Origin of the sequence: Xenorhabdus innexi, assembly GCF_002632485.1 — a bacterium.
GTDB classification, from domain to species: Bacteria; Pseudomonadota; Gammaproteobacteria; order Enterobacterales; family Enterobacteriaceae; genus Xenorhabdus; species Xenorhabdus innexi.
Genome location: NZ_NIBU01000061.1, coordinates 1 through 20339, shown reverse-complemented (window position 1 = coordinate 20339; position 20339 = coordinate 1). Strand labels below are relative to the sequence as shown.

Annotated in this window: 20 protein-coding genes and 1 pseudogene; 3 read left to right on the top strand and 18 right to left on the bottom strand. The window is 43.8% G+C overall.

Annotated features, from left to right (window positions below; all coding sequences use genetic code 11):
* Positions 1 to 87 precede the first annotated feature (87 nt).
* Positions 88 to 609 (bottom strand): single-stranded DNA-binding protein, encoded by a 522-nt coding sequence (locus Xinn_RS16875; protein ID WP_099137703.1) that lies wholly within the window; start codon positions 607 to 609, stop codon positions 88 to 90.
* A gap of 343 nt (positions 610 to 952) precedes the next feature.
* Between Xinn_RS16875 and uvrA the strand changes: the two genes are divergently transcribed.
* The 3 genes from uvrA to Xinn_RS16865 all read left to right on the top strand — a co-directional run bounded on the left by uvrA (position 953) and on the right by Xinn_RS16865 (position 4781).
* Positions 953 to 3784 (top strand): excinuclease ABC subunit UvrA, encoded by a 2832-nt coding sequence (gene uvrA, locus Xinn_RS16870; RefSeq protein ID WP_086954044.1) that lies wholly within the window; start codon positions 953 to 955, stop codon positions 3782 to 3784.
* Positions 3785 to 4043: 259 nt separating this feature from the next.
* Positions 4044 to 4202 (top strand): DUF5993 family protein, encoded by a 159-nt coding sequence (locus tag Xinn_RS22830; protein ID WP_222419592.1) that lies wholly within the window; start codon positions 4044 to 4046, stop codon positions 4200 to 4202.
* Positions 4203 to 4214: 12 nt separating this feature from the next.
* On the top strand, positions 4215 to 4781 hold the full coding sequence (locus Xinn_RS16865; RefSeq protein ID WP_086954045.1) for a disulfide bond formation protein B: 567 nt from the start codon (positions 4215 to 4217) through the stop codon (positions 4779 to 4781).
* Between the two features lie 93 nt (positions 4782 to 4874).
* Here Xinn_RS16865 and Xinn_RS16860 read toward each other — a convergent pair whose 3' ends face one another.
* From Xinn_RS16860 to Xinn_RS16780, 17 genes and pseudogenes are all read right to left on the bottom strand, one after another.
* Positions 4875 to 6005 carry an AAA family ATPase gene (locus tag Xinn_RS16860; protein WP_086954046.1) on the bottom strand — a complete coding sequence of 377 codons (1131 nt, stop codon included), beginning with the start codon at positions 6003 to 6005 and terminating at the stop codon, positions 4875 to 4877.
* Complete coding sequence (locus Xinn_RS16855) at positions 6002 to 6712, bottom strand: RNA ligase family protein (RefSeq protein WP_086954047.1); 711 nt, start codon at positions 6710 to 6712, stop codon at positions 6002 to 6004. The genes Xinn_RS16860 and Xinn_RS16855 overlap by 4 nt, the downstream gene beginning before the upstream one ends.
* Positions 6713 to 7133: 421 nt before the next feature.
* Positions 7134 to 8330, bottom strand: coding sequence for an amino acid aminotransferase (locus tag Xinn_RS16850; RefSeq protein ID WP_086954048.1), 1197 nt, complete (start codon positions 8328 to 8330; stop codon positions 7134 to 7136).
* A 65-nt stretch (positions 8331 to 8395) separates the two neighbouring features.
* Positions 8396 to 9475 (bottom strand): alanine racemase, encoded by a 1080-nt coding sequence (alr, locus tag Xinn_RS16845; RefSeq protein WP_086954049.1) that lies wholly within the window; start codon positions 9473 to 9475, stop codon positions 8396 to 8398.
* Positions 9476 to 9542: 67 nt separating this feature from the next.
* A complete protein-coding gene (dnaB, locus tag Xinn_RS16840; protein WP_086954050.1) occupies positions 9543 to 10952 on the bottom strand; it encodes a replicative DNA helicase in 1410 nt (469 codons plus the stop codon).
* Positions 10953 to 11396: 444 nt separating this feature from the next.
* Positions 11397 to 11663, bottom strand: a complete 267-nt coding sequence (locus Xinn_RS16835; protein WP_086956483.1) for a helix-turn-helix domain-containing protein — start codon at positions 11661 to 11663, stop codon at positions 11397 to 11399.
* 453 nt (positions 11664 to 12116) lie between these two features.
* A complete protein-coding gene (locus Xinn_RS21825; protein WP_143706517.1) occupies positions 12117 to 13406 on the bottom strand; it encodes a phage tail fiber protein in 1290 nt (429 codons plus the stop codon).
* Positions 13407 to 13708: 302 nt separating this feature from the next.
* Positions 13709 to 13989, bottom strand: a pseudogene (locus Xinn_RS22825) (terminase TerL endonuclease subunit); the annotation flags it as partial.
* Complete coding sequence (locus Xinn_RS22820; protein WP_244590233.1) at positions 13947 to 14243, bottom strand: hypothetical protein; 297 nt, start codon at positions 14241 to 14243, stop codon at positions 13947 to 13949. The pseudogene Xinn_RS22825 and the gene Xinn_RS22820, both read right to left, overlap by 43 nt.
* Complete coding sequence (locus Xinn_RS16815; RefSeq protein ID WP_086954051.1) at positions 14240 to 14593, bottom strand: phage terminase small subunit P27 family; 354 nt, start codon at positions 14591 to 14593, stop codon at positions 14240 to 14242. Before Xinn_RS16815 ends, Xinn_RS22820 begins: the two co-directional genes overlap by 4 nt.
* 130 nt (positions 14594 to 14723) lie before the next feature.
* Positions 14724 to 15158 carry an HNH endonuclease signature motif containing protein gene (locus Xinn_RS16810; protein WP_086954052.1) on the bottom strand — a complete coding sequence of 145 codons (435 nt, stop codon included), beginning with the start codon at positions 15156 to 15158 and terminating at the stop codon, positions 14724 to 14726.
* Positions 15158 to 15460, bottom strand: a complete 303-nt coding sequence (locus Xinn_RS16805; protein ID WP_086954053.1) for a head-tail connector protein — start codon at positions 15458 to 15460, stop codon at positions 15158 to 15160. Before Xinn_RS16805 ends, Xinn_RS16810 begins: the two co-directional genes overlap by 1 nt.
* Complete coding sequence (locus Xinn_RS16800; protein WP_086954054.1) at positions 15457 to 15792, bottom strand: phage head closure protein; 336 nt, start codon at positions 15790 to 15792, stop codon at positions 15457 to 15459. Before Xinn_RS16800 ends, Xinn_RS16805 begins: the two co-directional genes overlap by 4 nt.
* A complete protein-coding gene (locus Xinn_RS16795) occupies positions 15789 to 17006 on the bottom strand; it encodes a phage portal protein (protein ID WP_086954055.1) in 1218 nt (405 codons plus the stop codon). The genes Xinn_RS16800 and Xinn_RS16795 overlap by 4 nt, the downstream gene beginning before the upstream one ends.
* Before the next feature lie 2 nt (positions 17007 to 17008).
* Positions 17009 to 17557 carry an HK97 family phage prohead protease gene (locus Xinn_RS16790; protein WP_086954056.1) on the bottom strand — a complete coding sequence of 183 codons (549 nt, stop codon included), beginning with the start codon at positions 17555 to 17557 and terminating at the stop codon, positions 17009 to 17011.
* 44 nt (positions 17558 to 17601) lie between these two features.
* Positions 17602 to 18753, bottom strand: a complete 1152-nt coding sequence (locus Xinn_RS16785; RefSeq protein WP_086956485.1) for a phage major capsid protein — start codon at positions 18751 to 18753, stop codon at positions 17602 to 17604.
* A gap of 236 nt (positions 18754 to 18989) precedes the next feature.
* The gene (locus tag Xinn_RS16780; protein ID WP_211286024.1) at positions 18990 to 20189 is read right to left on the bottom strand and encodes an ATP-dependent nuclease; all 1200 of its coding nucleotides are present in this window, start codon (positions 20187 to 20189) and stop codon (positions 18990 to 18992) included.
* Positions 20190 to 20339: the final 150 nt, after the last annotated feature.

Genomic DNA, 20339 nt, shown 5'->3' with positions numbered 1-20339 from the left:
GTCAGGCTTGCAATAGGCACTCCAACAGCCTATGATTATATCAATTAATTGATATAATCACTTGATTTACAAAGCAAAACGGCGCACTTAAAACGGAATATCATCATCGAAATCCATTGGTGGCTCATTACTCTGCGGAGCCGGAGATTGTGCCGGACGAGATGACTGCGCACCGCCGCCACTGAATTGCTGAGATGCCTGTGGCTGTTGTGGTTTCCCCCAGCCGCCTTGTGCCGGAGCATCCTGTGATGCGCCACCACGACCGCCTAACATTTGCATTGTACCGCCAATCGGGTTGACAACGACTTCAGTCGTGTAACGATCCTGACCACTCTGATCCTGCCATTTACGGGTCTGCAAAGCACCTTCGATATAGACCTGAGAGCCTTTACGCAGGTACTCACCAGCGACTTCTGCCAGTTTACCGAACATGACCACTCGGTGCCATTCGGTTTTCTCTCTCATCTCACCGGTTTGCTTATCACGCCAGCTCTCGGACGTGGCCAGAGTAATGTTGGCAACTGCTCCACCATTCGGCATATAGCGAACTTCCGGATCCTGCCCCAAATTACCCACTAAAATAACTTTGTTTACGCCTCTGCTGGCCATTGGGAATACTCCTGATGAAATGATTTTTTTGCTAAAAACGGAATTCTGTAATTATAAGCAACGTAGTTTATCATGCGAGACTTAACTTTAAATAAAAACCCGTTATCTTAATTCTTTGCGAAGCGCATCGTACTTTATTCCCTTCATCTTTCAAGCTACTTCTTGAATTAGATTGGCTGTGCTCACTCTAAAACGGTCTATACAGCAATCGAAAAAGCTTGGTATACACTGTAATGGTTACAGCATAAACCTCGTTAAATACTGTATATCCATTCAGCAAGGTTTGTGCAATAATACCGCGTTTATTAGTCGAGCACGATCAATATAATCTGGGTAATGGTAAATGGATAACATCGAAGTTCGGGGCGCCCGCACCCATAATCTCAAGAATATCAATCTGATAATTCCCCGTGACAAACTAATAGTTATCACAGGGTTATCTGGCTCCGGTAAGTCTTCTCTGGCTTTCGATACTCTGTATGCGGAAGGTCAGCGTCGCTATGTAGAGTCTCTCTCTGCTTATGCCCGCCAGTTTTTATCACTGATGGAAAAACCGGATGTCGACCACATTGAAGGCTTGTCTCCCGCCATTTCCATTGAACAGAAGTCAACTTCTCATAATCCACGTTCAACAGTCGGAACAATTACCGAAATCCACGATTATCTCCGCTTGTTGTTTGCCCGCGTTGGTGAGCCTCGCTGTCCTGAACATGATATTCCGCTGGCTGCACAAACAATCAGTCAGATGGTAGATAATGTGCTGATGCTGCCGGAAGGGCAACGCCTGATGTTGCTCGCTCCCGTGGTTAAAGAGCGTAAGGGAGAGCATTCCAAACTGTTGGATAACCTCGCCGCACAAGGTTATATCCGTGCCCGCATCGATGGTGAAGTGTGTGATCTTTCCGACCCTCCCAAACTGGAATTACAGAAAAAACACACGATTGAAGTCGTCGTCGACCGTTTCAAAGTACGCCCTGATTTGGTTCAGCGTCTGGCTGAATCTTTCGAAACAACCTTAGAGCTTTCTGGTGGTACGGCTGTTGTTGCCAATATGGATGATGATAAGGCTGAAGAGCTTATTTTCTCCGCCAATTTCGCCTGCCCAATGTGTGGTTACAGTATGAGCGAGCTGGAGCCACGCCTTTTTTCTTTCAATAATCCCGCAGGAGCCTGTTCGACTTGCGATGGTTTGGGCGTCCAGCAATTTTTCGATCCTGAGCGTGTTGTACAGAATGGCAGCATTTCCCTCGCCGGAGGTGCAATCCGTGGATGGGATCGCCGTAATTTTTATTACTTTCAGATGTTGAAATCTCTGGCAACCCATTACAAATTTGATATAGAAACGCCATTTGATGAATTAAATGCTTCTATCCAAAAAGCCGTCTTATATGGCTCCGGCAAAGAAACCATCGAATTCAGATATACTAATGATCGGGGCGATACCACTGTCCGTAAGCACCCGTTTGAAGGTGTTCTGCACAATATGGAACGACGCTATAAAGAAACAGAATCTTCCGCTGTACGGGAAGAACTCGCCAAATATATCAGTAATCGTTCGTGTATTTCATGCGAAGGCACCCGATTGCGTAAAGAAGCACGTTTCGTCTTTATCGAAAATACTACCCTGCCACAGATTTCTGATTTCAGCATCGGCCATGCGATGGAATTTTTCCAGAACATTAAATTAAGTGGACAACGCGCAAAAATTGCAGAGAAAGTACTGAAAGAGATCGGCGATCGCCTAAAATTTCTGGTCAATGTTGGTCTGAATTACCTGACACTTTCCCGCTCAGCAGAGACCCTTTCTGGTGGAGAAGCCCAGCGTATCCGTCTGGCAAGCCAGATTGGGGCTGGTCTGGTTGGTGTAATGTATGTACTGGATGAACCTTCTATTGGTCTTCATCAGCGCGATAATGAGCGCCTGCTGGAGACGCTGCTGCATCTGCGCAATCTGGGAAATACCGTTATTGTTGTTGAGCATGATGAAGATGCTATCCGCGCCGCCGATCATATCATTGATATTGGGCCGGGAGCGGGTGTACATGGCGGTGAAATTGTTGCTGAAGGCTCCATTGATAACATTATGGCAAGTAAGGAATCTCTTACCGGAAAATTTCTGAGTGGTGAACGTAAGATTGCCATTCCGGAACAGCGTATCGCAGCAGATCCTGACAAGATGTTGAAATTGATTGGAGCAAAAGGCAACAACCTGAAAAAAGTGACATTAAACCTGCCTGTTGGCGTGTTCACATGTATCACTGGAGTTTCAGGCTCAGGTAAATCGACATTGATCAACGATACATTATTTCCAATTGCACAGCGCCAGTTAAATGGTGCGACTAATATCACACCAGCGCCTTATGTGGATATTCAGGGTCTGGAACATTTCGACAAAGTCATTGATATCGACCAAAGCCCCATCGGCAGAACACCACGCTCTAACCCAGCTACGTATACTGGCGTGTTTACCCCAGTAAGAGAATTATTTGCCGGAGTGCCTGAATCCCGGACTCGCGGCTATACACCGGGGCGTTTTAGTTTCAATGTCAAAGGCGGACGCTGTGAAGCCTGTCAGGGAGATGGTGTCATTAAAGTTGAGATGCATTTCCTGCCTGATATTTATGTTCCCTGTGATCAATGCAAAGGAAAACGCTATAACCGTGAGACATTGGAAATTAAATACAAGGGCAAGAATATTAATGAAGTGCTGAATATGACCATCGAAGAAGCTCGCGAGTTTTTCGATGCAGTTCCTGCTCTCGCCCGTAAGCTGCAAACACTGATAGACGTTGGGCTTTCCTACATCCGTCTCGGGCAATCGGCCACTACTCTGTCAGGCGGTGAAGCGCAGCGAGTCAAGCTGGCTAGGGAATTGTCCAAACGGGGGACAGGCCAGACACTCTATATTCTTGATGAACCAACAACCGGGTTACACTTTGCCGATATTCAACAGTTACTGGCAGTTCTGCACCAATTGCGGGATCAGGGAAACACAATTGTTGTGATCGAACATAATCTGGACGTGATTAAAACTTCAGACTGGATTGTCGACCTTGGCCCGGAAGGCGGCAGCGGTGGTGGTGAGATTTTAATAGCAGGAACACCTGAAGAAGTGGCTAAGTGTGAAAGCTCTCATACGGCACGTTTCCTAAAACCAATACTTAATATAAATTAATGGTATATTAATAACCACACGTAATGGAAACCTCTTCTCTGCGGGAGGTTTTATTTTTTAAGTTAACATAGCTTATATTTTTTAATATGCAAAATACCTTACACTAAGTATTCACAATGAAAATAAACTTAATTATATCAATATACTATTATTAAATTAGCTTTATTGCTGTATTTAACAGACATGAGTAATCATATTAGATGTGCAATTATTCCATAATGATATAACATATCCTATGAACTTATAATGGAGATTAAATATGTATATGTTTTTACCATTTTTGATTGCGCTAGTTATTATTATCACTGTCGTGACTGGCAAGAAAAAACTTACCTATGGCCTTTGGTTTGCCTTATTCATCATCACGATATTTTGGTTTAAATATCATGCTACTGATGCACTGAATCTTTCTTTTTAACCGGAGGCCGTAATGAATAATTCTCTGTCAGCATCTCGCAACCTAAATCCTGCCATTACCTTGAATATTTTGGGGTTATTTGGTATCTCTGTCATTTTAATTGTCGCTTTTTATTATCAACTGGCACGCTTTGAGCTTCCTTGCCCATTATGTTTGCTGCAACGTGCAGGCATCATTATGATCGGTTTTGGCTTTCTGTTTAATATTTATTTTGGTGTCAAAAACGCCCACTACAGCCTATCTATACTGGGTAGTATCGTAACGGGCTTTGTCGCTATGCGTCAGGTTTCTTTGCATATCCTGCCGGGAGATACAGGATATGGCTCTACTTTCTTTGGCTTACACTTCTATACTTGGGCGGCGGTTCTATCCATTCTTACCATTATTGCCATTGCTGTCATTATGCCTCTGAAAGCAGGTAATCATGATCCGGTAAAACATTCACCACATATACTGGGTAAGCTGGCTATGGGATTATTTGCAATTTTAATCACCGCTAATCTGGTTTCTACCGTTTTGGAATGCGGTAGTGGGCAGTGTGATGATAACCCAACGTTTTATCAACTATTGCAAAAGTAATTGTTTGTTATTGCGATAGGAAAAAAGAAGAAAGAAGGCTGAGACTCGTTCAACCTTCTTTTTATTTGCTCTAACAGAAAACCCGACTGTAACTTATTTCAATATTAAAAAATTATTATTAATGAAATAGCAAACTTCATGTGCTTCTTCGGGAGTAGGCACTTCCAGCTTGGATAGCATTCTGTCCATCACTTTATCCGGCACAACATATTGGCGATGACTATTTTGCTGCCGCCATTGCTTATATTCCTGTTCGATATAAACAATCTTAACTCTCGCATTATAACTGACAAATAATTTGATCATCTGCTGACGCATTTGCCCTGTCAGGTTGGTCGCGTTCCAGACAAAATCCTGCCGATTACGCAATTTTTCTCTGGCCTGCTTTTTCGCCTGTTGCACAACCCAACCCGTAGCATTCTTATCTTCCGGGCTTATCCGATGTTGACGGCGAATTGCATCCAAGCTAATGACAAACCTATCTGGATAATGTTGCCGGATAAAATGATCTTTTCCCATACCGGGCAATCCACATAATAAAATTACCTGACTGCCATAACTATTGTAAGGCTGATAATCCGGTTGCTCACTCTCTGTAGAAAAATAATGAAATCGAGCTTCTGACGAAGGAAATTGCCGTGAATTACGCCAACAATTCTGCTCACGACAATAAAGCTCAAACAGTTCTATACGTTCCAGCAGTTCCTGCGCATCATGACATTTTCGTCCTAAAACATCAGCTTTTGCCAATAAAGCCAATAAATAGGTATCAACACGTAATGAGGCTGCCAACAGGGCTTTCTGAGGATTAGGCTTCTCCATCAACCACAATGGCAACCCGTGAAAACGAACCAAAGCAGCGATTTGTTCACGTATAATGAATGGTGTCGAAATTTGCTGAAACAAAATCTGCCTGACAGTTAATTCACCTTTACGAGCATGACCGGGAGAAATAACTCTCCCGTCCAAATCCACCCGTGTAGTCTTTCGTTTTTCCACATCGTGCAACAAAGCAGACGTCCAGAGAATTTCCTGCTCTTCTTTCTCCAATGCCTGATATTCAGGCAATTGTTCTAATGCAGCCAACACCATTTGAGTATGAATCGCAACATCACCTTCAGCATGATGAATAGAGTCCTGCTGAACCCCATTCATATCCGCAATAAAAGAAAACGTGTCAGATAAATAATCCCATGTTTTATTTTTACTGAATAACCAGCTCATTGTCTCCCTCCATTCAAATTATACTCAAAATAGAGAGGTGCCCGTTGCCAGTGTCTTTTCCAGTGAATATCCGTTTTCACATGATTTTTACGTACATATTTAAATACATTATGTGAAAAATCAGTAATTGAATATTCACTTGCATTGCGGCTGACTATTCCTTCCATTGAGCAAGGCTGCTTTGTTTTTGTATCCCATGAGGAAAAATAACTTTCTTGTTTTGCTGTTTGAATGATATTTTCAATGAATATGGTTTTATTCTGTGTTTCAGGAATAACAATTTCTGGAGTAGTGGGAAAATCAAACAAATCAGCGTAAAACTTTACTTCCTCCCAGCTAAGCCACATATCCTTTATACGCACAGCAAATACAAAGAAGTATTCTTCAAGATGACGATATTCAATCGAGTGAATCGCATACAAATTCTCGCCAAAAATCTCGATATTATCGAGATCGCCCTTCATTAATTGCCAACGCTGTCGGATCTGCTGTGTCCATGCGGATTGCGTCGGTGCAGCATGAGAACGAGCAAAGATACCGTGCTGGTTCAGACAGTTATTTTCACCATCTAACTTTTCTGTATGAATAAGTTGAGTAATATTTTGTATATCCTGCCACCAATCATGATTAATTCGGTCATCACTGGTTGTACCCGGCGAAAACGGATAATGAAACGTTCTGCCATACTTTCTTGATTGCATATCCATAATGCTTTAACTCTTTTAAATTACCCCAATAAAAGCATATTACGCCTTTACAGATGAATATTTATCTCAATCGTTTCTGAAAGAGCTTAAGAGTTAGTATTACATTTTCTTTATTCCCTAAAGATTAATCTTTTAAAATCAAAAGAGCTGATAAAACACATATCTATATTTAATATGAGTGAGTGAAAAATATATCACAGTGTCGTTACTATATATAAAACAGATATAAATTAATACAATTAACAATTTAGCATCACAAAATAAAATATAAAAATCCATTATTATTATTTTAATTAGTGATATCTATAACTTCAGTAAAAATCCCTTATTCAATACCAGAACAAGGGACTATACCCATCATATTTCAAGTTACCTCTCTGTTGGCTCTGGGCAACTCAAAATCTATTGGGTAAATGGATGTTTAACGACTCACAGCAGCAAATGCTTCAACAATACGCTGTATATTATGGTGGTTCACTCCCGCCATACAAACCCTGCCAGAATCAATCAGATAAACAGAAAATTCTTCGCGCAGACGATGGACCTGTTTAGTATTAAATCCGGTATAGCTGAACATACCGCGTTGTTTAAGCAAGTGATCAAAGTTTTTTTCCGGTAATGCATTTCTCAATGCAGCTACCAGTACAGTGCGCATTTCCCGAATACGTAAACGCATCTGATCAACTTCTCTCATCCACTGCTCTTTCAGTAATGGATCTGCCAACACTCTTGCTACAACCTGACCACCGAAATTGGGCGGACTGGAGTAAATGCGGCGTACGCAGGCTTTCAACTGCCCCAAAACACATTCTCTTGTTTTTTCATCATCACAAATAACCGACAAACCACCAACTCGCTCACCATATAACGAGAAGATTTTTGAAAACGAATTACTAATAAAGCAAGGTAATTCAGCATTCACCATCGCTCTAATTGCGTAAGCATCTTCTTCAATGCCTTCAGCAAACCCCTGATAAGCGATATCAAGGAATGGAATTAGTCCCCGTTCTTTAGCAACCTGAATTACCTGATCCCATTGGTCATTCGTGAGGTCCGAACCTGTTGGGTTATGGCAACAAGGGTGCATCAGGATGATACTTTTTGCTGGTAATTGCCGGAAAGTTGCCAACATTTCATCAAATTTTACCCCTTTGGTTTTATCATCAAAGTAAGGGTAATAATTTACTTTTATCCCTGCCCCGGAGAATATTGAAGTATGGTTTTCCCATGTAGGATCACTGCACCACACTTCAGAATCAGGAAAATAGCGATGTAAAAAGTCAGCGCCTACTTTTAGTGCTCCTGACCCGCCTATTGTCTGGATTGTTGCAATGCGGTTCTGCTGCAACATTGGATGATCTTTACCAAACAGTAATTCCTGAACAGCCAGTCGGTAAGCCAGTAAACCTTCCATTGGCAGGTAAAGAGAAGCAGACTGTGGCAAAGCTCTCATGTGTTCTTCTGCGGTTGCAACAGCCTGCAATTTTGGGGTTATCCCCTGCTCATCGTAATAAAGCCCAATGCTCAAGTTAACCTTTTCTGGGCGAGGATCTTTTTTAAACTCTTCCGACAATGAAAGAATAGGATCACCTGCGTAAGCATCAACATTCTGGAACACTACGTTATACCCCCTATTACTAAATGATATAAAGACACAGTAACAGACAATATAACTGAACCCGATTATTCGTCCAGATATTCCATCGCTACGCGTGAAGTCAGTTTAGTGATTAATTCATAAGCACTAATTCCTGTATGTGCTGCTATTTTCTCCACTGGCAGAACTGTTCCCCAGAGGATAACGTCATCACCTACTTTATCCTGACAATCCGGCCCCAAATCTACCGTGATCATATCCATGGATACCCGCCCGACAAGAGGGACTTCACGCCCATTGATAAAAACCGGTGTGCCCGATAATGCACTACGGGGATAACCGTCACCGTACCCGATCGCCACAACACCTAAATAGGTGTCACGTTCACTGACCCAAGTAGCGCCGTAACCCACAGCTTCACCTGCTTTGTGTTTACGTACAGCAATTAAGCTGGATTTCAATGTCATTGCGGGCATTAAGCGGAAATCAGCCGCTGTTTTATCCGCCATCGGTGATGCCCCGTACATCATAATACCGGGGCGAACCCAGTCCAGATGCGCCTGTGGCCACAACAGAATCCCTCCGGAGGCTGAAATGGATTTTTCCCCTGACTTATCTGCGACAAATAACTTAAAACGCTCGATCTGCTGACGAGTAGTATCCAGCTGAGGTTCATCGGCCTGACTAAAGTGACTAATAATATTTACAGGCTGTTCAACGTTACGGCAACAGCTCAAACGTTGGTAAAAATCTTCTGCTTCATCAACACGAACGCCAAGACGGTGCATACCCGTATCCAATTTCATCCATACTTTAATCGGATAAGGTAAATCGGCTTGTTCCAGTGCCTCCAGTTGTTCAATACTGTGCACGACAGTTTCAATATGATTGACAACCAGAATAGGTAAGTCAGATGCTCCTAAAAAGCCTTCCAATAGCAGAATTGGTTTGATGACCCCGCCACTGCGCAAAGCCAGAGCTTCCCCTATTCGTGCAACACCAAAACAATCTGCGTTTTCCATCGTATACGCAGTTTCCAATAAACCATGTCCATAGGCGTTTGCTTTCACAACTGCAATAACTTTACTGTTCGGAGCTTTCGCCCTGACCTGATGCAGATTGTGTCGCAGAGCGCGGCGGTCGATAACAGCAGTTGCCGCTTTCATTTTTTCCCCTTTTTTATTCTTTTTTCCAATCAGTTGGTTTAATAAATAGGTTTAATTTTAAACTGAATTATTCATCACTGTAGCTTGGCCCTGCATAATTATCGAACCGCGACCATTGGCCGTTAAATGTCAGCCTTACTGTACCGATTGGGCCATTACGCTGTTTACCAAGGATAATTTCTGCTACACCTTTCAGTTCACTGTTATCGTGATACACCTCATCACGATAGATAAACATGATTAAGTCAGCATCCTGCTCAATAGAGCCTGATTCACGCAGATCAGAGTTAACCGGACGTTTATCAGCCCGCTGCTCCAGACTACGGTTAAGCTGGGAGAGCGCTACAACAGGCACCTGTAATTCTTTCGCCAACGCTTTAAGGGAACGGGATATTTCTGCAATTTCCAATGTTCGGTTATCAGAGAGGGAAGGCACCCGCATTAATTGCAGGTAGTCGATCATGATCATACTAAGCCCGCCATGCTCACGGAAAACTCTTCTCGCACGGGAGCGCACTTCAGACGGAGTCAGGCCGGATGAATCATCAATATACATATTGCGTTTTTCCAGCAAAATCCCCATCGTACTCGAAATACGGGCCCAGTCTTCATCATCAAGCTGGCCGGTTCGAATACGTGTCTGATCCACGCGGGAAAGTGATGCCAACATACGCATCATGATTTGATTACCGGGCATCTCCAGACTGAAGATTAACACTGGTTTATCCTGCATCATCGCTGCGTTTTCGCACAGGTTCATCGCAAAGGTTGTTTTACCCATTGAAGGACGAGCAGCAACGATAATCAGGTCAGATTTTTGCAGACCTGCCGTTTTCTTATCCAGATCCTGATAGCCAGTAGAAACCCCGGTTACACCATCATGTGGGCGCTGGTAAAGCTGTTCAATACGTTCAACAGTTTCTTCAAGGATTCGCTCAATCCCTTTTGGGCCTTCGTCTTTGCTTGCACGGTTTTCTGCGATCTGGAATACACGTGACTCAGCCAGATCAAGTAATTCTTCGCTGGTTCGCCCTTGTGGGTCGTACCCCGCATCGGCAATTTCATTTGCAACTGCAATCATATCGCGAACGACAGCACGCTCACGGACAATATCGGCATAAGCATTGATATTGGCGGCACTTGGCGTATTTTTTGACAACTCTGCCAAATAAGCAAAACCGCCGACATTATCCAGTTCTCCATTGATTTCCAGAGATTCTGATAACGTAATCAGGTCAATAGGCTTACCTGTTTCAAGTAAACGCTGCATTTCAGAAAAAATGCGTCGGTGCGGACGACTGAAAAAATCATTGCTGGTGACACGCTCGGATACATTATCCCAACGTTCATTATCCAGCATCAAACCGCCCAACACGGATTGCTCTGCTTCCAAAGAGTGTGGTGGAAGTTTCAGCCCTTCCACTTGGCGATCTTTTGGTTCAGCCATACTGTTGTTAGTTGGTTTTCTTCCAGCCATGTACCACGTCAATCCACTAAACAAGAACGAAATAGCGCATCAGTATACGCCATGAAAACAACCTTGAGTAATTATATATAGTCTAGACTTATAGATAAGACATAATCACTTGATATCAAATCAATAAATTTTATTTCTTAACTTAATTTTCCTTACTTGTTTATATGATTATTTATACATAAAACACTGAACGAACCTATAAACAAAACATAAGATAAGAACAATATAAAAGAAAGAAAAGAATTAAGAGTGAATTTGAGATAAATAAAAATCAGGCAGTACATTAAATGTGCTGAACTATAGCGTGTTGCGCCGCATTTCATTGGTAGCATAAGAGGTTGTCACCTGACCCATAACATTGCAGCTAGTGCCACCTTATCAAAGCGAATCATACATCTGATTAGATAAGGTGACTATTCCCCTGATATTGCGATATTAGAATAATTATTCTGATGAGTTATCGCGAACTTTCCTTTCCAATAATTCTCCGGAATAAGAATCAAAATAACGGCTAGGCCAGATTTCAGAGGGATGTATTTCGAGATAGTTAGCAATTATCCATTCGCCTTTCGGCCACGGTCTGCTGAGAGTATTTGCCAGTGTAGATGAACTGAGTCCTGCTTCACGAGAAACAGCCGCTAAGGTTGTACCGCGCTTACGTAATGCAGCAATAATATCGGCCTGATGCCAGTCATTTCTAACGTTATTCATTCCTGCTACCCCTTCCATTAATTGAGAAAATTTATGGTGGCGATTCAAGACAGGGTTTGCAGACCGGATGTATCCAACCGGTGAGGCCGAAGCCTCCCCTGCCTGAACCGCCATTGAAAGGGCGATAGCAGACACACTGGTAGAAATTTCCTACCAGTGGGATACATTCAAGGCTGCAAAACCTTGACCACCGGATTTTGCCGATGGCGGAGCTACTTTAATGAATTGATTTATCAAATTCAATAAGTGAACCAGTAAAACAGCTTAACTTTTTGCGTTATATGCCATTGAACGTTTTAGTTCGCTGCTGTTGGTCATTCAAGGGAAAGACCAAAGCTCATAGGAGATACGACTATGTAGGCTAATACAGTTTGTTGTTTGACGTCCGTGTCCATGCCGGAAGATTCAATTTGGAATCAGCGACAACAATCCACAGAAAAATTAAACTTGCAATTATTCACTCTTAGAAGAAGGCATTTGCACTCGAATAGAAACGAATCTGCCTTCGGGGATATCAATCAAATCACCATCAGAGTAACCTTCTCGTGTATTTCTGGCGAATACAGGGGCATCTGAGTGTTCACGGTGATAAATCATTAATTTAATGGAGCCATCAGGGAGGACTTCATGGTTGATCCAAATCAATGGTAGTTTGTTCTGGCATAATGGAATATCTATGTTATTCATTGTTCCATCAGTGCCAAGCCCTATAACATTTTGGATTAGATATATCCCTTCAGATAAACGTTGAACAATAGCGCCTTCAGATTCAGCGTTAGTAGTAAAGTTACCGGATGGGTGTATTTCGATGACGGAGAAACTCGGTCTGATATATCCATTGCCATCTTGATGACAATTTTGTCCCAAAGAAAGTACCTCGCCATTACCGGCTCGAATTATTCCTCGAGCTGATATATCACCAGTACGGGTATTGATGAAAACTGTAGCCAGCTCATGAGGGTTTCCGAATGTTGGTTTAAAACCGACACCAAACCATGAACGTATCTCTACATTGTTTCCTTCAAAACTGGCATTGTCAGCGGAACCTGCATTAAAACCACCACCACCCACTATCACTGAAGGCGTTATTAACTGTTTGGCATTGATAACGCCGCGAGTGCCAATCTCTCCATTGCGAGGATTAAAATAAATATTAGTCTCGTCGTTGAGAGTTGACCTCATTCCAATCCCATTCCATGAGAAAAGCTCAACATTATTACCCTCAAACCCAGCGCTATCTTTACCAGAGTTCAAGATGCCATGCTTCTTCCCCCAATCCCCTGTACCTAGATTCAAGGAGGTTTTTGTCCAGTATCTATTTGCAGTCACTTCACCCTGAATAGTACCTCCAGTTTTAGGATAGGCATTTTGGGCTTGACTGACAGTTTCGTCTAATCCTAAGTTACTCACAAACGCCGCCTTATCCGGTATATCCGCCCCGTTCTTCGCCTTCTCCAAATAGAGATCGGAATTGCTATTAAGAGCATTTTGATTGGCGGTATTCGCTAAATCATAAGCTTTCTTAACAGCCTTAGAGGTTGCAGCGGTTAACTCACTGTCACTGTCTGTTTCATTACTTAAAGTAACAAACCCCGGTTCTACATGAGTTGCATAGGGATGATTATGACTTGCGGCGTGTTGAACAATAGCTGTTTTGATTGAGTCTTTGACATATTCCGGTGTGGTAACTGTCACCAGATTGCTATTTTCTGAAACAGGTGCATCAGGCTTCTTATCTTGCATAGTAATTCCCTCATTTAATCAACAATACATATTGCTAAGTAACATGAAGGCGGTGGAATACTGCTCCGCCAGTGAACATCAATAAAATGGGTTCATCAATATTGGAGAGTACGGAGTGACTAATATTTGATAGGTAGCATGTTTTGATGGCAGGATGACATAAAATAACAGGCGGGGAATTAATAAAATCTATCTGATGACTGATAAAACTTGGTGGAATAAAGGCGAGATTTCTCACCTTTTCATGCTTTGATTTATTGCTCTCTACCTTGATGGAGAGTTAATAAAAACCAACAAATTAGCTAAATGCCATCAAAGTTATTTAATCGTTTTTGTTGTCCGCATTTGAGCTAAACGCAAACTCCTTATGTTCAATCTGCCATGTACCAAAACTCATCAGGAATGCAATCGCAGAGTCGATTTTATTCGCGGATTTCTTCTTATTCGGTTTGATATTGGCGTTCGCGTCGGTTTCCATCACCACATTGGACATAGCCCACATGGGCACCGGATCGCCATTGTGACGAATGATTCTGCGGTTCACAAATACCTCGGCAGATTTCTCCATCGGACTAAAGCGTAGACATCAAGATTAGGATTAGCTTTAATCCAAAGGTATCCATCATCAATCTCGTTTTTGGGTTTGCCACGCAAATGGCCTTTGACATGGGGACAGACGTGGGAAAAGGCAATAAAACGCGCCACAACCTCAGAATCAAACACATAAAGTGGGTTATTCAGGTCGTTAAGGTAGCGTTTCACCGCCTGTTTTACCCGTTTACAGGCCGGAATTTTGCCGTTTTCGATATCAAATGCGTACTGTTCCCATGCGTTCATAGGCGATCCAGCTCATCTTCTTCCTCGGTTTCCACCGGATTTTTACGCCGTGACACGGGGTCAAAACCCAGCAACGACGACATTTTTATCATGATTTTTTCAGCGTCTGCTTTGGCACTCAATGACGGATTTCGGCTCTCGCTGCCCTGACTGTTCACAATGCTAAAGCCCCTGATATCAAGGTCTGCCACCGCTTTTCGGTAAATAGAATAGTTCACGCAATACAGTTCTAAGTTGTTCCAGTCGGCGGCGTTCAGGTCTTCCCGCTCACTGAGAATTTTACCTTTGGCCTTCCATTGGCTGGCGGCAATATCATTTAAATATGTGGGCGGTTTGGGTGCTCTTGCCATAATGTTCTCTGTTCCTTGTGAGTTTATTTTCAAAAAAATTGCCGTGCGTAAAAATTGAAGGAGGGGGCGGTTCCGCTGAAAGGGGCATTTGTCATTTTTGATACCCCCACCCCGTTATTTCGTTTAGTTATTATTCTTTTGATAACCAGTCTCGATACCTTGCCGCTTCGGTTTCCTGCTGCCGATAGCTCCCCTGCTTGCGCTTTGCTTTGGTGATGGGATCGGTCTGTACGGTCTTACGGTTATGGCAGGTCTGGCATAACGCCTGATGGTTCGATGCAGGCCAGAACAACACATCAACGTCACCCTGTATCGGGATAATGTGATCCACAATGGTGGCAGGCGTGTAGATACTTTGTTGTAAACAGTGGGCACATAATGGATTGGCTTTCAGATAATGCAGCCGATAGCGTCCCCATCGATTGCTGTAGCCGCGCTGGGTTCGGGTGCCGCGTTGCTTATCCTGCGCTCGTCTGGCTTCCCGTTGGTGCTGCTCACAGCGGCCTGATTTCACCCGCTCACGGCAATTCGGATAGCTACAGCGCTTTAATGGCTGCCACGGCATCAGTAAATTCCCACGTCACGATAGACAGACCATAATGATTTAATGGTGAATGGGACTTCTTTAAGCTCAACGTCCGTTGCCATTTCCCGATTTTCATACAGCAACCCGATATAAAGCAGACAGCCGACTTTGATTGCTGGCGTGAAGTTCAGACCATTATCAAACCGTTTGCCGATATGTTGCTGACAGACTTCCAGCGAGGCTTCAGCGTAAGCAGTAAGCAACGCATCATCAAGGGTATCGCTTTCATCAATCCGACAGTGTTGCTTGATTTCACTCAGGGGAATTTCAATCTGGCTCATCGGAAAACACCTCCCTTACAAAGCAATTCCAAGCGGGTATGTTTTGCATCAGGGATCACTGCCATAATATTGAAGGTCGTTCCTCTGGTGTTCGCGCCATGATAGGTAATGCTGTTCGCTGTCGTAATATCATCACGGTAACGCAGCCAAATACGCATCGTGGCTTCGGAGAAAATAGCACCGGAGGCCATTTTCTCGCGTCCGCTAATAGCTTTCACCTCTGCCCAGACGGTAGCAACATCAATCCACTTGTAGAACTCAGAACCTAACTCATCACGAATGATTTCATTCTTTCGAATGGTGATCCGGTGTCGTAATCTGCCTGCTCTCATGCCTTGTTCTCCGCTGTTTTTTTCACTTCTACCGTTTGCTTCCATGCCTGGCTGAATTCATCACCGCCGTCACGGGGCGATAATCCCTCGCGTTCGCGGGCTTCGTTCGGTGACATAACACCGGATTTAATGGCAGTTTCGTAGCTCTGGAAACGTTCTTTCGGATTGGCGCGCAGCAAATCGGCAGTATCAAATTCCACCTGATAACGCATCCCCTGTTTGGGAGAATTCATCAGCAAGGCGGCTTTGATTTGTTGTTCAAAATTGGCAAGCCACGGGCGCATAGTGATAGTCAGAAAAGCGCGGGAGGCTTCGCTAAAATTGCTGTAGGTACTGTTCGAATATTCTTGCAGAAAGATCGGGCTGACATTGAACATACGGGCGATATCATCAATGGTGAAGCGACGGGAGGCCAGCCATTCGGCATCTTGGTTACTCATGCCTAACTGCTGGTATTCCATCCCACCTTCAAGGATCGGTGTTTTCCCTGCATTGCGAGCGCCCTTGTAACGTTCGAGGGCTTCCAGTGCCTTACTTCCCTTGATTCCATCCAGCCAGTCAGCGGCTTTAATCACACCCGCCGCCATCATGCCATCTTTCATGATGCTTGCCCCGTGGCGTTGTTGTGCCAACCCCAAACCCAGTGTTTCACGGCAAACCGTGACGGGAGAACGCCCCAAAAAGCCATCTTCGGTGGCATAGCGCAGATGCAGGATTTCTTCCTGTAAATAGGTTTTGACCTTGCCGCTATAAGGCTCGGTGATGGCATACGCGAACCGGTGATCGAATAATCGTTGTGGTACGACTGCCGACGGCGGGTAAGGGTGTAATGACTGTGGCTGACCATCCTGCCCCCAGACAATCACCGCATACGCATTGCCATTCAATAAGCAATGACGCATCAGGGTTCTTTTGAACTGATACGGTGTCTGGCAGTCATTCGGGCACTCATTGAGCAAATAATCCACCGGATGGTCACTCAACCATTCGCGGGATTCTTTGCCGTTCTGGTGTTGAACCCGATAGAGATAGCAAGGCATGGAGGCCACCGCTTCACTAATCACTGTGACAGCGTTCATCACAGCGGGTAAGCCTTCCGCCGTGGAGGGAGAAACATGCTCACCCGATTTGGTATTAGCCATGCCTGCCAAAGAAAAAAATTCATCCGGCGTCATGCTGCGGGTTTCAGGGGATTTGCGTGTAAAAGGCCACATGATTACACCTCGGACAGTTGCAGCCAGTAATGACGCAAATCGGCATCACGGGGCTTAGCGGCATTCAGTGAACGCTTGGCAATCTCTACCCCACTTTCAGGATAGGCGGGTAAGCTGGTTATGGTTATTTCCTGTAATTCAGCCTCTAACACGGTTCTGATATAGGGTGTCTGACGGGTATCCCACTGATCTTTAATGGCACGAAAACCAAAGGACATGCCTTGTATATCACCACGTTCAACCAACGTCAGCACATCGTGCCCCAATTGGGTATCTGGCGGCGTTAATTCGAAACGTAATCCGGTGGCATCTTCGGCAAGCTGCAATGTGCCGGACGTGGTGCGGCCTAACAGATTCATCGGGTCATGTTCGTACAACGCCCTGATATCTGTTCCTGCCGCTAAACTGGCGTTAAACGCATTCGGCGCGAATTGTTCGACAAATTCATCCCACAACACGTGTGATCGGCTGTTCCACTTAATCACATAACCTGTCAGCGTCTTATTGCTGGCAGACAATAAGGCGGTGCGGATTTCAAGATCATTCTTCATTAATGGACTCCAAGACTTGGAAAGGGATGCGATATCCCTTCTGCTTAGTTGCTGGACGCTTTCACTTCCAGTACCTTAATTGCGTTGGAATCCACCAGCCCGCCACCCAGATATTTATCGGTATGTACCTTATAAAATCCCGGCTCAGTGATATTGTCAGGACGGGTTCGAATGCCCGTTTCATGGTCAACAATGAAATAACCACGTTTGAAGTCACCCAGACTGATCACACCCTCTGACATAAATTCGAGGTAGTGGACAGGCAAGCCCAGCAGCATATCGGGATCACCCGCCTGTAAACGTTCCCGCCAAATATAATCACCATTGCCGTTTTTCAGTTTCTGCACCTGAGCGGCTGTATTGGAATTCATCACCCAGACAGCATTTTTACGGTATTTATTTTTGAGTAAGAATTTCAGGTCAATCAGGCTATCGGCGGAAAGTGCGGTTACTTCCAGCTTTTGTAAGGTGCCAAACGCGCGAATCTTGTCAGTTTGAGTATCACGAGAATAAGACAGGAATCCTTTCGCTTTTTTACTGCCATCACCACTCACAAGATCCGTTTCTTCGGTATCAACGAAAGTGTCGGCAATTTCGGAAGTCAGCCAACCTAAGATATCCACATCGCTAAAATCGATAATCTCTTGGGTTGTCTTGGGATAGGCATAAATAGGAAACAGCTTAATGCTGACTTCTTCCATCTTTGGTGTGGCAGTCTCAGTACGTGCCTTGCCTTCTTCCCCGTATGCCACGGCTGCACCACCGACTGAAACTAACTGTTTGTATTCGTTGCTGCGTGTAGTTTTCACCGTACAAATCCGGCGCATGATTGATTCATCAGTCAGTTGTTGCATGATTTGTTTGTTCAGCTCAGGGATAACGGTATAGCCGCCCTCAGACGGAACGCCCATAGATAAGGAACGAGCCTCGCCAGTCAGAACATAGTGGCGCAGTTCATCATTGCTGAGCTTTTTGCTGGTCGGTTGTTCCTTTACCTGACTGCGTTCCTCGTCAGCCAAAGATTCATAACGGGCAATTTCAGTATTCAGTGTGTCGGACTGGCTGCGCAGTTCGTCGAACTGTTTGGCTTCATCGGTATTCAGTGAGCGCTTTTCGTTTTCCGCTTTGATAAGCAGCGAACGCATTTGTTGGGTTAAATTGGATTTTTGTTGGCGTAGTTCGAGAAGTTTTTTCATAGTGTTTTTATATAATGTATGTCGGGTTAAATTAGCTATAATTTTTAACACCATGAAAAATAATATAAAGTTATCTATTTGTGATGGGTGACTACACAAAATCAGAGGCAGGTCTAAACAAAAGCCTATTATTTTGTGTAATCCGACAGCCTGCTTTGTGCCATAAGTGGATACTCATAGTACGAAATTAATGGAGGAGTTGGCTCATCCCAATTGGATGAACCAGAAGCAAAAGATCATTTCAGAGCAGCGTTGATAGCATTTATGAGATTTGTGCAACCTTGAACCTCATTTGCAGATAGGTCAGTGACAGAATGATCTCGTGACCACTTTAAGAAGGCCTTAGCTAGTTTGTACTTGGAAAAATTTTTACCAATCTTCTTTTGGAACAAATCAATAATAGGTTTATCTCCAGCGCTAGCTAATGCAGTTGTTATGTCCCAACTTAGCTCGGATTTGGCTATCCTGACCAATGTTTCTCTAAGTAGGTCTTCAATTTCAGCTTTCTCAATTTTAGGAACTGAAAAATCGGAGGTTCGCAGAATTCTTTTATTGCTAAGGCGGTGTACTAGAATTTCTTGGCGTGCTGCTTGATCACCAGCATTATCTGAGTCAAGTAGAGCCGCGACCTTTAGATTGTGTGAGGTAAGAATTGTTGCGAAATATACTACCTTACTGGCTGTATTGGCTGGCACAAGCGCAATCTTGTCGTGTAAAAATGTAGTTCCCCCATCTCTAAGCAGGCCGGAAATAGCTTCGATATACCAATAATCCGTCAGACCTTCCAAAATCAAATTACGCTGGTTTGCAAACAAACTTTGAGCTAAATCGTAGCCAAGCGCTTCCTGTAGCGGCAACAGCGCCGCAGGATCACTGGAGGACACTGTAGTATGAACTTTTGTACCAGCAGCCCTATCGGTTAACTCTACAACTCTTACTATATCGAGTTCATCCGGGCCAACAAGAAATGGTGAGTGAGTTGAGTATAAAGTCTGATTTTCATCAGCAAGTAATGAGATCGTTTTTCTAAACTCTCTCTGCTTCAAAGCATGAAGACTAACTCCAGGCTCATCTAAAAGTAAAATAGTGTTCTTATGTTTCCCTTTAGCCTCAGCAAAGAACACTATGAAGAACGAAACAAGCCATTGAAAACCCTCGGAGCGCTGGTCAAGTTCAACTTCAACGCCAATGTTATCTTCTACAACCACCTTGAGATATTGCCCATCGGCAACCAGTTTAAGCTTGCTTGCCTCTGCTTTGTTATCAGCGGGGTTCCATACTCTAATGATTTGCTGAGTCAACTCAACACTGGCTGCATTGAGCTCATAGCTGCGCTGGTCTAATCTTTTTCGGAAGCTATCTAGATCAGTTGAAGTATGACTTGGATCGGACGTTTTTCCGAGTTCAGAAAGTTCCTGGGCAGTAAAGCCAAGCAATCTGAGTAGGCAACTGTTACCGTAATCGTAGGCATCATCATCAAGGCTGTTAGAGGCTATTCAGAATCTTTTTCACCCTGAACAGTTTTTCATGTAACCTACTGGAATGAGAAAAGTTTATGCCAGTGATATCAGTCGAGAAGTCTTTCA

Coding starts and splice junctions, on each gene's coding strand:
- Xinn_RS16875 (WP_099137703.1), bottom strand. CDS start 609: ATGGCCAGCAGAGGCGTAAACAAAGTTATTTTAGTGGGTAATTTGGGG.
- uvrA (WP_086954044.1), top strand. CDS start 953: ATGGATAACATCGAAGTTCGGGGCGCCCGCACCCATAATCTCAAGAAT.
- Xinn_RS22830 (WP_222419592.1), top strand. CDS start 4,044: ATGTATATGTTTTTACCATTTTTGATTGCGCTAGTTATTATTATCACT.
- Xinn_RS16865 (WP_086954045.1), top strand. CDS start 4,215: ATGAATAATTCTCTGTCAGCATCTCGCAACCTAAATCCTGCCATTACC.
- Xinn_RS16860 (WP_086954046.1), bottom strand. CDS start 6,005: ATGAGCTGGTTATTCAGTAAAAATAAAACATGGGATTATTTATCTGAC.
- Xinn_RS16855 (WP_086954047.1), bottom strand. CDS start 6,712: ATGGATATGCAATCAAGAAAGTATGGCAGAACGTTTCATTATCCGTTT.
- alr (WP_086954049.1), bottom strand. CDS start 9,475: ATGAAAGCGGCAACTGCTGTTATCGACCGCCGCGCTCTGCGACACAAT.
- dnaB (WP_086954050.1), bottom strand. CDS start 10,952: ATGGCTGGAAGAAAACCAACTAACAACAGTATGGCTGAACCAAAAGAT.
- Xinn_RS16835 (WP_086956483.1), bottom strand. CDS start 11,663: ATGAATAACGTTAGAAATGACTGGCATCAGGCCGATATTATTGCTGCA.
- Xinn_RS21825 (WP_143706517.1), bottom strand. CDS start 13,406: ATGCAAGATAAGAAGCCTGATGCACCTGTTTCAGAAAATAGCAATCTG.
- Xinn_RS22820 (WP_244590233.1), bottom strand. CDS start 14,243: ATGAACGCATGGGAACAGTACGCATTTGATATCGAAAACGGCAAAATT.
- Xinn_RS16815 (WP_086954051.1), bottom strand. CDS start 14,593: ATGGCAAGAGCACCCAAACCGCCCACATATTTAAATGATATTGCCGCC.
- Xinn_RS16810 (WP_086954052.1), bottom strand. CDS start 15,158: ATGCCGTGGCAGCCATTAAAGCGCTGTAGCTATCCGAATTGCCGTGAG.
- Xinn_RS16805 (WP_086954053.1), bottom strand. CDS start 15,460: ATGAGCCAGATTGAAATTCCCCTGAGTGAAATCAAGCAACACTGTCGG.
- Xinn_RS16800 (WP_086954054.1), bottom strand. CDS start 15,792: ATGAGAGCAGGCAGATTACGACACCGGATCACCATTCGAAAGAATGAA.
- Xinn_RS16795 (WP_086954055.1), bottom strand. CDS start 17,006: ATGTGGCCTTTTACACGCAAATCCCCTGAAACCCGCAGCATGACGCCG.
- Xinn_RS16790 (WP_086954056.1), bottom strand. CDS start 17,557: ATGAAGAATGATCTTGAAATCCGCACCGCCTTATTGTCTGCCAGCAAT.
- Xinn_RS16785 (WP_086956485.1), bottom strand. CDS start 18,753: ATGAAAAAACTTCTCGAACTACGCCAACAAAAATCCAATTTAACCCAA.